Below are 15,250 nucleotides of genomic sequence, written 5' to 3'. Positions count from 1 at the left end.
TTACTGCAGAGCGCTCAGAATACGGTATGCCGCTTCCACGCGTGCCGGGTTCGGGTAGCTCTTGTTCGCCAGCATAACGATGCCGAGTTCCTTCTCAGGAATAAATGCCACGTAGCTGCCAAATCCGCCCGTCGAGCCTGTTTTATGCACCCATGACGCTTTTACCGGTGGTGCAGGAGGGTTCACTTCTATCACGGGCAACGGTGCAAGTGCTACCTTGTTGTCGCTGCCCTCCACCACGGTTTTGGCTTCTACCGGCCAGTTGAGCATCTCCCAGCCCAGGCCCTGGTACATCGAGCCTGTGCGCCAGTAGCGAGACTGTGCAAGCACCATGCCCTGCTTCAGTGAGGCATCCTGTACCCCATCGGGGGCCATGTTAGCCACCACCCAGCTCGCCATATCCTTCACGTTGGTTTTCACGCCATATGCTTCGGCATCGAGTATGCCCGGCGAAACGTGAACCGCTTTACCGTCACGATAACCCCAGGCGTAATGCTGTTCTTCTGCCTTCGGAACGTTAATCCACGTATGGTTCAGGTTAAGCGGCTTCAGGACCCGCTCCGTCATCGCCTGCTCAAAGCGCATGCCAGAAGGTTTCACTGCCAGAGCCCCAAACAGACCGATGCTGGCATTCGCATAAAGACGCGTGGTGCCTGGCGCCCACTGTGGTTGCCAGGACTGGTAAAAACGCAGCAGCGAGGCATTATCGGTAACCTCATCGGGCACCTGTAACGGCAGGCCACCGGCAGTATAGGTTGCCAGGTCCAGCATGCGAACGCCCTGCCACTGTTTGCCGGTCAGTTCAGGCCAGTATTTGGTCACCGGATCGCCCAGCGAAATTTCACCGCGAGCAATAGCATCGCCACCCAGAACGCCGGTGAAGGTTTTGCTGATTGAGCCCAGCTCAAACAGCGTTTGTGCAGTGACGGGTGTGTTCGCGGCGACATCGGCCTTGCCGAAGGTGAAGTAGTGCGGCTGGCCCTGATAGATCACGGCGACCGCCATACCCGGAATAGACTGCGCTTTCATCAGGGGCGTAACGGTACGTTCCACGACCTTCGCCAGCTGTGTTTCTGACAGAGGTGCGGCTAATGCAGCGCAGGAGGTGCTGAGCAGCAGAGCGCAGCACAGGGATTTTTTCATCATCAGTTATCTTCCGTAATAGCGAGTCAAGGGAGTGTCCGGGCCCGTCAGACATACCCAGTCTGTTGGATTTGACTGTGGCTGACAAACGGTTAAATTTAGCATTAGCTGTTAATTTTTCTAACGGATGGGTCGATGACACGCAGCTATTTACCGCTTAATTCGCTTCGTGCCTTCGAAGCCGCCGCAAGGCACCTCAGTTTTACTAATGCTGCCATTGAGCTGAATGTCACCCATTCAGCCATCAGTCAGCACGTTAAGACGCTGGAACAACATCTGAACTGTCAGCTGTTTGTCCGGGTTTCGCGCGGATTGATGCTGACGACAGAGGGCGAGAATCTGCTGCCGGTGCTGAACGATTCGTTTGATCGTATCGCCGGCATGCTGGATCGCTTTGCCAGTCATCGCGCGCTGGAGAAGCTTAAAATTGGCGTGGTGGGGACTTTTGCGACCGGGGTGTTATTCGCGCAGCTGGATGATTTCCGTCGCCGCTATCCGCATATCGATCTGCATCTTTCGACCCATAATAACCGTGTCGATCCGGCCGCCGAAGGGCTTGATTACACGATCCGCTACGGTGGAGGGGCGTGGCATGGCACTGAAGCGACGTTTCTGTGTTCTGCGCCGCTGGCTCCGCTGTGCACGCCTGAAATTGCCGTCGGGCTACAAGCACCGGCGGATATGCTGAAGTTTACGCTGCTGCGCTCCTACCGACGCGACGAATGGTCGGCGTGGATGCAGGCCGCGGGCGAACTCCCGCCGTCACCAACGCATCGGGTGATGGTGTTTGATTCATCCGTTACCATGCTGGAAGCCGCGCAGGCCGGCGTGGGAATTGCTATCGCGCCTGTGGGTATGTTCACTCATCTGCTGAACAGTGAACGTATCATTCAGCCGTTTGCGACACAGATTGAGCTGGGCAGTTACTGGTTAACCCGATTGCAGTCACGGACAGAAACCCCTGCAATGCGTGAGTTTGCGCAGTGGCTGGTGGGGAAAATGCAGAAATGACAGGCCCGCCGGGGGGCGGGCCTGATGTATCAGATAGTAACCACGGCAATCAGCGTAACCACCGTCAGGATGGTTGCCAGGCCGTAGAACACCCATTTCCCGCTCGGGACATGGATTTTCAGGTCATGCATCGCATGGTGAATACGGTGCAGGCCACACCACAGCGGCAGGACGATCATCAGGAAGAGGAACACACGGCCAATAAAGCTGCTGGCAAAGGCCAGTACTCGCTCGTAACCCAGCGCATCGCCCGGAAACAGCCCCAGTGGCAGCATAATACCGACCAGCAGGATGATGACCGGCGCGATGATGGCGCTCCACATCCCCCCTGCGCCAAACAGTCCCCAGAAGACCGGCTCGTCAGAACGTTTTGGATTTGGATTAATCACAGTAGTCTCCTTACCAGAACAGTGCGACAAACAGAATGATCACAGTGACGAGGATCGTCACGCCCCATAGCCCTTTAATGACAGGCTCTGGCCCCATTTTCTCGTCTTTAATGATGATGTTCGCCGCTTTTGGCGCCAGTTCAAACCAGGTTTTGGTATGAAGCAGCGCTGCCGCGAGCACAATCAGGTTCAGGATCACGATGATGGGGTTTTGCAGGAAGCCGACAAAGCTGGCCCAGGTTTCAGGGCCATGTTTGAGGGCATAAACGCCATACATCAGCTCCAGGCTGAACCAGACCGCCGGCACCGCGGTGCCTTCACGCAGCATATAGAAGCGATAAAACGGCAGTTTCTTCCACCAGGTGGACGGCATTGGCCGCACGTAGGCTTTGCGTTTAGTCGTCATTATGCACTCCTTAGCGTGGTTTCAGGGTGGCGATAAGAAAGTCTTTCGAGCTTTCCACTTTACCCTGCTGAATAGCGGCGGCCGGGTCGACGTGCTTCGGACAGACTTCGGAGCAGTAGCCCACAAAAGTACAGCTCCAGACGCCGTTCTGGCTGTTAAGCTGCGCCATACGTTCTTTTTTACCGTGGTCGCGGCTGTCCTCGTTATAGCGGTGCGCCAGGGTAATGGCCGCCGGGCCAATAAACTCTGGATTCAGGCCAAACTGTGGACACGCGGCGTAGCACAGACCACAGTTGATGCAGCCGGAGAACTGATGGTATTTCGCCATCTGAGCTGGCGTCTGGGTGTTCGTCCCCTGATCCGGCGTACGTGGATTGCCGATGATGTACGGCTTAATCGCTTCCAGACTTTCGATAAAGTGAGTCATATCGACCACCAGATCGCGTTCAATCGGGAAGTTACCCAGCGCTTCTACTTTGATGCCTTTGGTGTATTCACGCAGGAAAGTTTTACAGGCCAGTTTTGGCACCTTGTTGACCATCATGCCGCAGGAGCCGCAGATTGCCATACGGCACGACCAGCGGTAGCTCAGGTCCGGCGCAAGGTTATCTTTGATATAGCCGAGCGCATCCAGCAGAGAGGTTTGCTCGTCATAAGGGACTTCATAGAATGCGCTGTGCGGTGCGGTGTCCACTTCCGGATTGTAGCGCACCACTTCGATTTTCAGTTTCTGCATCTCAGCCATTCGCCTTCTCCTTCTTCTCGGCGGCTTCTGCTTCTGCGCCATACACGCGTTTAGCCGGTGGCAACGTCGTGATTTTCACGTCGCTGTAGTCCAGACGGGTGGTGCCATCCGCATCGCGCCAGGCGAGAGTGTGTTTCAGGAAATTGACGTCATCACGTTCGGTGCAGCCTTCATCAAGACGCTGATGCGCGCCGCGTGACTCTTTACGTGCCAGCGCAGAGTGCGCCATACATTCCGCCACGTTCAGGCCGTGACCCAGCTCAATGGTATAGAGCAGGTCTGTGTTGAACACGCTGGAGGTATCGGTAATGCGTACGCGCTTGAAGCGCTCCTGCAGCTCTGCCAGCTTATCCACGGTTTTTTGCATCAGTTCAGGGGTACGGTAGATACCGCAGCCTTCTTCCATCGACAGGCCCATCTCGTCGCGGATTTTCGACCAGTTTTCATTTCCTTCCTGGTTCACCAGGTTCTTCAGCCGTTTTTCGACGTCAACGACCTGGGCATCCAGCGCCGCGCTGTTCGCCTCGCCGGCGGTGGCAGCACGCTCCATCGCGCGTTCGCCCGCCATGCGGCCAAAGACCACCAGCTCCGCCAGTGAGTTTGACCCCAGACGGTTAGCACCGTGCAGGCCGACAGAGGAGCACTCGCCCACGGCAAACAGCCCTTTAATGCGGGTTTCGCACTGCTGATCGGTTTCGATACCGCCCATGGTGTAGTGGGCCGTTGGACGTACCGGAATCGGCTCTTTCACCGGATCGACGCCAACGTAGGCTTTTGCCAGTTCGCAAATGAACGGCAGACGTTCCAGCAGTTTCTTCTCGCCAAGATGACGCAGGTCGAGGTAGACCACATCGCCGCGTGGCGTGGAGATGGTGTTGCCTTTGCGCCACTCGTGCCAGAAGGCCTGAGATACTTTGTCGCGCGGGCCCAGTTCCATGTATTTGTTTTTCGGCTCGCCGAGCGGGGTTTCCGGGCCCATGCCGTAATCCTGCAGATAGCGGTAGCCATTTTTATTGACCAGGATACCGCCTTCACCACGACAACCTTCCGTCATCAGAATGCCGGAGCCTGGCAGACCAGTAGGGTGATACTGCACGAACTCCATATCCCGCAGCGGCACGCCGTGGCTAAGCGCCATGCCCATGCCGTCACCGGTGACGATACCGCCGTTGGTGTTGTAGCGGTAAACACGCCCCGCACCGCCGGTAGCCATGACCACCGCGTTGGCGCGGATCTGGACGAGGGTGCCTTCCATCATGTTCATCGCCACCAGACCGCGCGCATGACCGTCATCAACCAGAATGTCGAGGACGAAATGTTCGTCAAAGCGCTGAATCTGTGGGAACTGAAGGGAGGTCTGGAACAGGGTGTGCAACATGTGGAAGCCGGTTTTATCGGCGGCGAACCAGGTGCGTTCGATCTTCATCCCGCCGAAGCGGCGAACGTTGACGCTGCCGTCCGGACGACGGCTCCACGGACATCCCCACTGTTCAAGCTGGGTCATCTCCGTAGGACAATGGTGTACAAAGTAGTCAACGACATCCTGCTCGCAAAGCCAGTCGCCCCCTGCAACCGTGTCGTGGAAATGGTATTCGAAGCTGTCATGATCCTGCGCAACGGCGGCGGATCCTCCTTCTGCGGCAACCGTATGGCTGCGCATCGGATAGACTTTTGAAATCAATGCGATTTTAGCGTTGGGATTAGCTTGTGCTGCAGCAATCGCAGCACGTAATCCAGCCCCGCCAGCGCCTATAACGGCAAGATCGGCTTGAAAAGTTTGCACGACATTCCTCCAGATTTTTGTTATTTCGCAACGCGATAAACTAAAGGTAGTTCACCCGTCCAAAAGGACGATTGCGAAAGCGTTTCCACTGCTCCTTTATGGGTAAAGCAGTATAACCGCGTGGATGTCAGGGAAATTTGACGTGTTCGATTTTTTTGCTGTTCTGTGCGGCGATTTATCGCGGTGAGTAATGAATTTCGTTGCGCAATTGTTCACCTAAATGAAATGCGCTTTTTTACTGCGCAAAATTTGTCTCCGTCCCTGGTAACGAGTAGACTTCGTGCCCTTGTCTGAAATCGGAGAAAAACTCATGAGCGAAACGGCCACCTGGCAGCCGAGCGCATCCATCCCCAACCTGCTAAAACGCGCTGCAATTATGGCGGAGATCCGCCGCTTCTTTGCCGACCGCGGCGTCCTTGAGGTGGAAACCCCGTGCATGAGTCAGGCAACGGTAACGGATATTCATCTGGTCCCGTTTGAAACCCGTTTTGTTGGTCCTGGCCACTCACAGGGCATGAATTTGTATCTGATGACCAGCCCGGAATACCACATGAAACGCCTACTGGCGGCAGGGTGTGGCCCGGTCTATCAGCTGTGCCGCAGTTTCCGTAATGAAGAGATGGGGCGTCACCACAATCCGGAATTCACCATGCTGGAGTGGTACCGTCCGCATTATGATATGTACCGCCTGATGAACGAGGTGGACGATCTGCTGCAGCAGGTGCTGGAGTGCTCAGAAGCGGAAACGCTCTCTTATCAGCAGGTTTTCCAGCGTTACCTGGAAATTGATCCGCTCTCTGCGGATAAAGCGCAGCTGCGCGAAGTGGCGGCAAAACTGGATCTGAGCAACGTGGCAGATACCGAAGAAGACCGCGACACGCTGCTGCAACTGCTCTTCACCTTTGGCGTTGAGCCGCAAATTGGCAAAGACCGGCCGACGTTTGTATATCACTTCCCGGCAAGCCAGGCTTCGCTGGCGCAGATCAGCACCGAAGATCACCGCGTGGCGGAGCGTTTTGAGGTCTATTACAAAGGTATCGAGCTGGCGAACGGCTTCCACGAACTGACCGACGCACGCGAACAGCAGCAGCGTTTTGAGCAGGATAACCGCAAGCGCGCGGCACGTGGTCTGCCGCAGCAGCCCATTGATACCCATCTGCTGGAAGCATTGAAAGCGGGTCTGCCGGACTGCTCCGGCGTGGCGCTGGGCGTTGATCGTCTGGTGATGCTGGCGCTGGGTGCAGAACAGCTGGGCGAAGTGATCGCGTTTACGGTCGATCGCGCATAACGCACCGTATTGCCGGGTAGCACTGTCGCTTACCCGGCTCACCTCTGATATCAATTAACCTTTCCATTTCCGCACGACAACATTAAAAACTGCCACATTCTCTGTACGCAGGTCTTTTTCTTAATTTGCCCCTAATAGCCACAATATTAGTCTGGTCATCTGCTACCATCCGCGCAGTTTAACTTCCTTTGGATGGCGCTATGTCCCAGTCACTTAAAAAGATGACCCTCACCGGGCTCATCCTGATGATTTTTACCTCCGTCTTTGGCTTTGCCAACAGCCCGTCGGCTTTCTATCTGATGGGCTACAGCGCAACGCCGTTCTACATCGTCTCGGCTCTGTTTTTCTTCATACCGTTTGCGCTGATGATGGCGGAAATGGGGGCGGCTTACCGCAAAGAAGAGGGCGGGATCTATTCCTGGATGAACAACAGCATCGGCCCGCGCTACGCGTTTATCGGCACGTTTATGTGGTTCTCCTCGTATGTGGTCTGGATGGTCAGTACGGCGGCCAAGGTCTGGGTACCGTTTTCGACGTTTGTTTTCGGCAGCGATTACACTCAGGTCTGGTCTTTGGCCGGTCTGAGTTCCACGCAGGTGGTCGGGATTCTGGCCGTCTGCTGGATGGTGGTTGTAACGCTGGTGGCGTCTAAGGGCATCAACAAAATTGCCCGCATTACCGCCGTGGGCGGGATCTCGGTGATGTGCCTGAATCTGGTGCTGCTGCTGGTCAGCATTGCCATTCTGTGCCTGAACGGCGGACATTTCGCTCAGGAGGTGAACTTCGTTTCCTCGCCCAACCCGAGCTATCAGTCCGGGCTCGCTATGCTCTCCTTTGTGGTGTTTGCCATTTTTGCGTACGGCGGTATTGAGGCGGTGGGCGGTCTGGTCGACAAGACCGAGAACCCGGAAAAGAACTTTGCGAAAGGCATTATTTTTGCCGCGATAGTTATCTCCATTGGCTATTCGCTGGCAATTTTCCTCTGGGGCGTCAGCACCAACTGGCAGCAGGTACTCAGCAACAACACCACTAACCTGGGCAACATTACCTATGTGCTGATGAAAAGCCTGGGGATGACGCTGGGACAAGCGATGAATCTGACACCGGAAGCGGCGGCAGCGATGGGCGTCTGGTTTGCACGCATCACCGGCTTGTCCATGTTCCTTGCCTATACCGGCGCGTTTTTCACGCTGATTTACTCTCCGTTGAAAGCGATAATTCAGGGCACGCCAAAAGCGCTGTGGCCTGCACGCATGACGCAACTGAATACCGCGGGTATGCCCGCCAACGCCATGTGGATGCAGTGCCTGCTGGTCAGCGTGTTCATTTTGCTGGTGTCGTTTGGTGGGGATACCGCGTCAGCGTTTTATAACAAGCTGACCCTGATGGCGAACGTGTCGATGACGTTGCCTTATCTCTTTCTGAGCCTGGCCTTCCCGTTCTTTAAGGCGAAGCAGGATCTTGAGCGTCCGTTTGTGATTTTCAAAACGCGCGCCGCCACGCTGCTGGCAACCACGGTGGTGGTGCTGGTAGTGGCATTCGCCAACATCTTTACCGTTATTCAGCCGGTGATTGAGGCGAATGACTGGAGTAGCGCACTGTGGATGGTGGGCGGTCCAGTCTTCTTCTCGCTTCTGGCGATGGGGATTTATGAGAATTACCGCCGACGTTCTGTGGCGTTGCTGACGGAAGTGGCGTAGCGGTCAAACATTCCCCTCCCGGAAGGGAGGGGAGAAGGGTTACAGACTTCCTGCCGGGCGTGTGCGCGCCGCTGACGTTAACGTTCTTCCCGTTTTACGCCCGTCCAGGCTTTCCAGACGCATCTGGAACGGTGGGAACGGCATATCAATGCCGTGCTCACGGAACCCTGCCAGAATCAGCTGGTGGATCTCATGACGCAGTGGCATACGGTGTCCCATTTCGGCGGCGTAAATACGCAGTTCGAAAATCTGGATCCCCTGTTGTAAATCCACCAGGAACACTTCCGGCGCCGGGTTGTCGATCACAAATGAACAGCGCTCCGCGGCGGTGTAGAGGATCTGAGTGACCTCTTCGCTGTTGGCATCCGACGGCGCAGGTACCGTCAGCACCACACGCGTGACGGAGTCTGACAGCGACCAGTTGATAAACTGCTCGGTAATAAACGCCTTGTTCGGCACGATGATCTCTTTACGGTCCCAGTCGCTGATCGTGGTGGCGCGCGTGTTGATCCTGGTGATGCTGCCGGTCAAGTCGCGGATCGTTACCGTATCGCCAATACGAATCGGTTTTTCGAACAGAATAATCAGGCCAGAGATAAAGTTGGCGAAGATCTCCTGTAAGCCAAACCCTAACCCCACACCAAGTGCCGCCACCAGCCACTGCAGTTTCGACCATTCAATGCCAATCATTGAGAAGCCGACCAGCCCGCCAAACAGCATGATCAGATATTTGGTGATGGTGGTAATTGCGTATCCCGTCCCCGGGGTTAAATCGAGATGCTGCAGCAGGGCCAGCTCCAGCAGCGCCGGGAAGTTACGCACCAGTTGGGTGGTGATGATCAACACCAGAATGGCAATCAACACCGCGCCTAAGGTAATCGGCTCCAGGCTCTCCACACCTTGTACCGTGGACGTTACGTCCCACAGAGAGATGTTTTCCAGGAAGCCAAACGCGGAGTGAATTTCCGACCACAGGAAGATCACCGACAGCAGGGCAATCAGCATCAGGATCGAGCGTACCAGTCGCAGGGATTGGGTACTGATGGCATCCAGATCCAGCTCGACTTCGTCAGCTTCCGTCGTGCCTTCTGTGCTGTTGACATGGTTTGGCTCTTCCTCGCCACGCGCACGCTGGGCGAGGATCTCTGCCCGTCGGTGCTTGGCACGGTCGAACGCCAGACGGCGGCGCTGGATCAGCATCCAGCGGCGTATCACGTGATACACCACCAGAAGCAGGAACCAGATCGCCACCGAGGTTTCAAGCCTCGCCAGCAGCGCCTTGGCGGTCGCCAGGTAACCCACCGTCGCTGCCAGCATGGCAATCAGCGGTGCGCTCAGCAGCAAGTTCCAGAGCAGCCGGTTGAACATGTTGTCGCCGTTACCGGATTTATCCAGATAGAGCGGGATACCGGCGCGTTTCAGGCTGAGCGTGACAATTGCCAGCGCCCCGCATATCAGCATAAAGCAGAGGCGGCCCAGCGACCCTGAGAATTCCCGGTCGTTGAGTTTATCGAACATGATCAGCGCCATAATCAGCGGCACAATCAGTCCGATGCTCATCAGGTAGTAACGCATGGCGCGTGCAACGCGATTACGCGGCCAGCCGAAGTGAGCGATGAACAAACCGTTGGGCCGCGCGAACGTGGCGCAAATCATTACCACCCACAGCAGTGGCACCGTGGCAGTGACGCCATCGCCAATGGCCACCGCGAGCGGGTAGGGCCAGGCTTCCCGCAGGCCATATCCAAGCGTCATCCACAGGACCGGTAGCGGTGAGGCGACGAGAATCGACCAGAAGACGGTGCGTAACGTCAGCCAGAAGTGATCCTGCGTAACTTTCCCCACCCGGGCGCTGGAGCGCTCCAGGAATCGGGTGAAATACCGGCGCGAGTAAATGCTGAAGCCCACCAGAATCAGCGCGGCCAGCAGCGGGAAAATGGTCTCTTTACTGGTGAGCATCATCACGCTGGCCTGGCCCAGCTGGCTGAAGGTATCCAGCGAAATAAGGCGGCGCAGATCCTGAACAATCTCAATCGGCCACGAGAAGGTCATCGGCCGCACGTCGGAGGTCCAGAAGAGATAACGGTGCGTTGCCTCATTCACCTCTTTCAGCGCATCTTCCAGTTGGCTATTAGAGACCTTGAGCTTGGTCAGTTCCAGAATCAGCGTATCCCCGCCCTGGAGCAGGGAGTTCAGCAGTTCACGCTGGGTACGCAACTGGGCTTCCAGAATGCGGTTCTGCTCGCTGGTCAGCGGCTGTCCGTCAGCCTGACGGATCTGGCGGATTTGCGGCTGTTTGTTGAGCAGATCCTCAAAGTGCAGTCGCTGCACGCGCAGCTGAGCCATTTCGGTATCCAGCTGTTGCGGTTTGGGCATTTCCGGCAGGCGTGAGACCTGCGCGCGTAACGCCTCACCCAGCAGGTTTGATGACCCTAGCCATTGGGACTGCTCACGCAGTGTGTTAAGCGCCTGGCGGACCTGCAGGGTTTGATTGGTAGCCTGACGCTGTTGCGAGGCCACCAGGTCCATACGCTGCGCCTGTTGATTCAGCGCCGCAGAGAGCTCGCGGTTGACCTTAAACTGCTCAACGATGCCGCTGGGCAGGTTCGCGCTGTTTTCCGCCAGCAGTTCGGTGCTTTCAAGCGCACGCTCGGCTTCGCGCTGTCGCTGGCTGTTAAGCTGATTACGCAGGGCCTGCAGATATGCATCCAGCTGTTCGCTCTGCTTCTGCGCCAGCTCAGAGCGCATCCGCGACAGCTCCTGGCGGTTATTGGCGGACAGCTGCGCCAGCTCCAGTTCATCGACAAGGGCTTTGAGGCGAGCAGATTCGGCCTGCAGCCCCAGATTCTGCGCCTGCGCTTGCGGCGTGTTGCCGCTTTGCGTGCCAACGCGACGCTCAACTTCATTAAGCTGGCGGCGGGCATCGGTTTGCTGCTGGGGAAGCTGGCTGAGCGAGTCGGCAATTTCACGCGCCCGCTCCTGCTCCTGCTGAGCCAGACGGCTCTTTTCCAGAAGCTGGCTGCTGACCTGGAGGATCTCCTGATTCAGCGCATCAGAAGACATGTCCGCCGGTATATCGCGCGGTTCATCACGCAGATTACTGAGCTGCGAGCGCAGCGTTTGCGAGAGTTTGGGGAAGTTGTCGATAACCTGCTGATATTGCTGCGCACGCTCAAGGGAGCCTTTTCGCTCCGCGAGCGCGTTCAGGGCGGACTGGAGCGACTCAACGGTCTCTGGCTGAGCGGGTTTTGCCGCTTTTGCCTGCTCCAGTTCCTGGGTTATCTGTTTTGCGTCGGGGGCTGTCGCTGCGTACGCCCCCATGCTGAGGCACCAGGCCATCAGTAGAACGATAATCGGGCGCACGTCAGCGATCCTTCTGTTATTAGCCTTCGTCTTTTTTGTCGTCAACCAGCGGGCTGGCGTCGTGCTCGGCGTCGATCTCTTCTTGGGACAACGGTGCAGGTTCTGCCACCGGCGTTACGAAGGTTTCGGTAGAGACGGCCAGCGGCTGACCCAGTTTGGTGACCGACAGGCTTTCAAGCTGTTCGGCCAGCTTAACTTTACCCGGTGCAAACAGGTTGATAACGGTTGAGCCCAGCTTGAAGCGACCCATCTCCTGACCTTTCAGCAGGGCGACAGAGCCTTCTTCTTCACCGGCAGGCCAGGTCCAGCGCTTGATCACGCCTTCACGTGGTGGGGTGATGGTGCCAGCCCAGACGGTTTCAATGCTGCCGACAATGGTCGCGCCCACCAGAATCTGCGCCATAGGGCCGAATTCAGTATCAAACAGGCAGATGACGCGTTCGTTACGGGCGAACAAGTTAGGTACGTTCTGCGCCGTGAGGTGGTTCACGGAGAACAGATCGCCCGGAACGTAGATCATTTCACGCAGGATGCCGTTGCACGGCATGTGCACGCGGTGATAGTCGCGCGGTGAGAGATAGGTGGTCGCGAAGGTCCCGTTACGGAACAGATCCGCCATCAGGTAGTTACCTGCCAGCAACGCTTCCAGGCTGTAGTTATGGCCTTTCGCCTGCAGGATTTTGTCGTCTTCGATGTGACCCAGTTGGCTAATCACGCCGTCTGCAGGCATCACCAGCACGTTAGGGTCCGTATTCAGCGGGCGCACGTCGTCGCGCAGTGGGCGGACGAAAAACTCGTTGAAGGTGCGGTAGCTGGCGGTATCCGGCTTCTGCGCCTCTTTCATGTCGACCTTGTAATATTTTACGAAAAGGTCGATGACCAGTTTGGTCAGCCAGCCCGCTCGTTTGCTCGCGCCCCAGCCCGCCAGGCGAGTGAGCCACAGTTTCGGCAGAATGTATTGAAGCGAAAGTTTAAATGAGTTTAACAAGGTAGCCTCCAGGCCATTGTTTTGTCGTTCCTGATCCGGCCGCAAAGCGCCGGAACCTGAAAAAAGGGGACGATTTTAGCGATGCTTAGCTTAGTTGTCAGTTATCAGAATCAGAAAAGTTTTTACGCGTTTTTACCTGATCCATGCTCTCGAGAATGCGGTGGTAGTTTTCAAAGCGGGTCTCCGCTATTTCGCCTTTCTCGACCGCTTCACGGATAGCGCAGCCCGGGTCATTGTCATGTTTACAGTCGCGGTATTTGCAAGCACCTAAATAATCATGGAATTCGACAAATCCGTTGAAGATTTGTTCCGGCTCAAGGTGCCACAAACCGAATTCACGCACGCCCGGGGAGTCAATGACATCGCCGCCGTGCGGGAAGTGATACAGGCGTGACGCGGTGGTAGTGTGCTGGCCCAGGCCAGAAACATCAGATACATCGTTGGTCACGATCTCTTGCTGGAGGCCGAGAAGGTTGTTCAGCAGGCTTGATTTGCCCACACCGGACTGTCCCGCAAAGATGCTGATGCGATCGGTAAGCGCCTCTTCAAGCGGTTTCAGACCATCTTTGGTATAGCTGGAAACCATCAGAACGCGATACCCGATGTTGCGGTAGATATCCATCTGCTCGTTGACGAAGTTCATACCGTCTTCATCGAGCAGATCGATTTTGTTGAGTACGATGATCGGTTCAACCTGCAGCGTTTCACAGGCGACAAGGTATCGGTCGATAATATTGAGCGAAAGTTCGGGCAAAATCGCCGAGACGATAACGATCTGGTTAATGTTGGCTGCGATAGGTTTAACCCCGTCGTAGAAATCGGGACGGGTCAGTACCGACGTACGCGCGTGGACCGCCTCAACGATGCCTTTTACCGTGACGCCTTCCGCCGCTTCTTTACCCGGGCGCCAGACCACGCGATCGCCGGTTACCAGAGAACGAATCGTCCGGCGGATGTTGCAGCGGTGAATCTCACCGTTGGCGGATTCCACGTCGGCGTGCATACCGAAACGGCTGATGACGATGCCTTCCATCGGTTCGCCAAACAGGTTGTCGTCGTAATCGACCTTCTCCGAAGTGGTTTTAAGACGGCGCTGGTGATTGGCATTCACACGGCGCTGCTGCCCTTTGGAGAGTTTATTTTTACTCAATCGCGCTGGCTCCTGGTCGCCCGTAAGGGGCAAAACCTCTATGATACACTCTAATTAATACTAGTTAACCTGCTACAGCCGGTTATGCGAGAAGGGTGGAAAATAACATGAGCGCGGATGAAAACAACCTGATTTGGATCGATCTTGAAATGACCGGGCTGGATCCCGAGCGCGATCGCATTATTGAGATTGCAACCCTGGTGACCGATGCCAACCTGAATATTCTGGCGGAAGGGCCGACTATCGCGGTTCATCAGTCCGACGACCAGCTTGCGTTAATGGATGAGTGGAACGTGCGCACCCATACGGGGAGCGGGCTGGTGGAGCGCGTTAAGGCTAGCACCATGGGCGATCGCGAGGCGGAGCTGGCAACGCTTGAGTTTCTGAAACAGTGGGTTCCGGCGGGCAAATCACCTATCTGCGGTAACAGCATCGGTCAGGATCGCCGTTTTCTGTTTAAGTACATGCCGGAGCTGGAGTCTTACTTCCATTACCGCTATCTGGATGTGAGCACCCTGAAAGAGCTGGCGCGTCGCTGGAAACCGGAAATCCTGGATGGCTTTAAAAAGCAGGGTACGCATCAGGCCATGGACGATATCCGTGAGTCTGTGGCCGAACTGGCGTATTATCGCGAGAACTTTATTAAGCTGTAATTCAGGCGGTTGCCGGGGGCGTTGCGCGTTACCCGGCCTACAGAACGCATGAATGGTGTAAAAACGTGCAAAGCGATGAATATTCCATCACTTGAACTGAATTTCACAAAAAACGCTTTTAGGGGGGTTGCAGCTAAACGGATTTCTCGTATAATGCGCCTCCCGTAACGACAGAGAAATACACGTTACGACAGCAACAAAAGCAGTGCAAATTTGCGGGAATAGCTCAGTTGGTAGAGCACGACCTTGCCAAGGTCGGGGTCGCGAGTTCGAGTCTCGTTTCCCGCTCCAAAATTTGAAGGTGCTTCTAAAGCACAGACCACCCAAGCGGGAATAGCTCAGTTGGTAGAGCACGACCTTGCCAAGGTCGGGGTCGCGAGTTCGAGTCTCGTTTCCCGCTCCAAAATTTGAAAGTGCTTCCACAGCACGGACCACCCAAGCGGGAATAGCTCAGTTGGTAGAGCACGACCTTGCCAAGGTCGGGGTCGCGAGTTCGAGTCTCGTTTCCCGCTCCAAATTCTTATCATCTCCAGATTATCCACAGCGGAATGCTTCGTTGGGGACATTTTCTATTGCATCTGAAATACTCTTGTGAACAGAGTTATCCACAGAAGCCCTACTCAGTTACAGA

The 15,250-nt window shown here is 55.9% G+C and carries 12 protein-coding genes and 3 tRNA genes; 7 read left to right on the top strand and 8 right to left on the bottom strand.

What is annotated here, in order from left to right:
- The gene (blaACT, locus tag AC2FAP_RS15700) at window positions 1-1,146 is read right to left on the bottom strand and encodes an ACT family cephalosporin-hydrolyzing class C beta-lactamase (protein ID WP_163304279.1); all 1,146 of its coding nucleotides are present in this window, start codon (window positions 1,144-1,146) and stop codon (window positions 1-3) included.
- A 132-nt stretch (window positions 1,147-1,278) separates the two neighbouring features.
- Here blaACT and ampR point away from each other — a divergent pair, with 132 nt between their 5' ends.
- Window positions 1,279-2,154: a LysR family transcriptional regulator AmpR gene (ampR, locus tag AC2FAP_RS15695; protein ID WP_020882960.1), complete on the top strand. Its 876-nt coding sequence runs from the start codon at window positions 1,279-1,281 to the stop codon at window positions 2,152-2,154.
- 29 nt (window positions 2,155-2,183) lie between these two features.
- Here ampR and frdD read toward each other — a convergent pair whose 3' ends face one another.
- The 4 genes from frdD to frdA are packed head-to-tail and all read right to left on the bottom strand — an operon-like array spanning window position 2,184 to window position 5,477.
- Window positions 2,184-2,543 (bottom strand): fumarate reductase subunit FrdD, encoded by a 360-nt coding sequence (gene frdD / locus AC2FAP_RS15690; RefSeq protein ID WP_032679414.1) that lies wholly within the window; start codon window positions 2,541-2,543, stop codon window positions 2,184-2,186.
- Between the two features lie 10 nt (window positions 2,544-2,553).
- A complete protein-coding gene (gene frdC, locus AC2FAP_RS15685; protein ID WP_163304280.1) occupies window positions 2,554-2,949 on the bottom strand; it encodes a fumarate reductase subunit FrdC in 396 nt (131 codons plus the stop codon).
- A 10-nt stretch (window positions 2,950-2,959) separates the two neighbouring features.
- Window positions 2,960-3,694 carry a fumarate reductase iron-sulfur protein gene (frdB, locus tag AC2FAP_RS15680; protein WP_020882957.1) on the bottom strand — a complete coding sequence of 245 codons (735 nt, stop codon included), beginning with the start codon at window positions 3,692-3,694 and terminating at the stop codon, window positions 2,960-2,962.
- Window positions 3,687-5,477, bottom strand: coding sequence for a fumarate reductase (quinol) flavoprotein subunit (gene frdA, locus AC2FAP_RS15675; RefSeq protein WP_163304281.1), 1,791 nt, complete (start codon window positions 5,475-5,477; stop codon window positions 3,687-3,689). The genes frdB and frdA overlap by 8 nt, the downstream gene beginning before the upstream one ends.
- A 310-nt stretch (window positions 5,478-5,787) precedes the next feature.
- Here frdA and epmA point away from each other — a divergent pair, with 310 nt between their 5' ends.
- Together epmA and yjeM are read left to right on the top strand one after the other, a co-directional pair.
- Window positions 5,788-6,765 carry an elongation factor P--(R)-beta-lysine ligase gene (gene epmA / locus AC2FAP_RS15670; protein WP_020882955.1) on the top strand — a complete coding sequence of 326 codons (978 nt, stop codon included), beginning with the start codon at window positions 5,788-5,790 and terminating at the stop codon, window positions 6,763-6,765.
- A gap of 200 nt (window positions 6,766-6,965) precedes the next feature.
- Complete coding sequence (yjeM, locus tag AC2FAP_RS15665; RefSeq protein ID WP_163304282.1) at window positions 6,966-8,465, top strand: glutamate/gamma-aminobutyrate family transporter YjeM; 1,500 nt, start codon at window positions 6,966-6,968, stop codon at window positions 8,463-8,465.
- 39 nt (window positions 8,466-8,504) lie between these two features.
- On the opposite strand, the gene mscM is transcribed toward yjeM, so the two are convergent.
- The 3 genes from mscM to rsgA all read right to left on the bottom strand — a co-directional run bounded on the left by mscM (window position 8,505) and on the right by rsgA (window position 13,966).
- Complete coding sequence (gene mscM, locus AC2FAP_RS15660) at window positions 8,505-11,828, bottom strand: miniconductance mechanosensitive channel MscM (protein WP_025206261.1); 3,324 nt, start codon at window positions 11,826-11,828, stop codon at window positions 8,505-8,507.
- A gap of 19 nt (window positions 11,829-11,847) precedes the next feature.
- Window positions 11,848-12,816, bottom strand: a complete 969-nt coding sequence (gene asd / locus AC2FAP_RS15655; protein ID WP_020882952.1) for an archaetidylserine decarboxylase — start codon at window positions 12,814-12,816, stop codon at window positions 11,848-11,850.
- Window positions 12,817-12,913: 97 nt separating this feature from the next.
- Entirely contained in the window at window positions 12,914-13,966 is a 1,053-nt protein-coding gene (gene rsgA, locus AC2FAP_RS15650; RefSeq protein ID WP_020882951.1) for a small ribosomal subunit biogenesis GTPase RsgA, read from the bottom strand.
- Window positions 13,967-14,073: 107 nt separating this feature from the next.
- Between rsgA and orn the strand changes: the two genes are divergently transcribed.
- From orn to AC2FAP_RS15630, 4 genes are all read left to right on the top strand, one after another.
- Window positions 14,074-14,619, top strand: a complete 546-nt coding sequence (gene orn / locus AC2FAP_RS15645; RefSeq protein WP_013095280.1) for an oligoribonuclease — start codon at window positions 14,074-14,076, stop codon at window positions 14,617-14,619.
- 215 nt (window positions 14,620-14,834) lie between these two features.
- A tRNA-Gly gene (locus tag AC2FAP_RS15640) sits at window positions 14,835-14,910 on the top strand.
- Window positions 14,911-14,946: 36 nt separating this feature from the next.
- Window positions 14,947-15,022: transfer RNA gene (locus AC2FAP_RS15635), tRNA-Gly, on the top strand.
- 36 nt (window positions 15,023-15,058) lie between these two features.
- Window positions 15,059-15,134, top strand: a tRNA-Gly gene (locus AC2FAP_RS15630).
- Window positions 15,135-15,250 lie beyond the last annotated feature (116 nt).

It is taken from the genome of Enterobacter cloacae complex sp. 394I7 (genome assembly GCF_057320345.1).
Note: the sequence above shows the minus strand (reverse complement) of the source record. Positions and strands in the feature narration are given on the sequence as shown.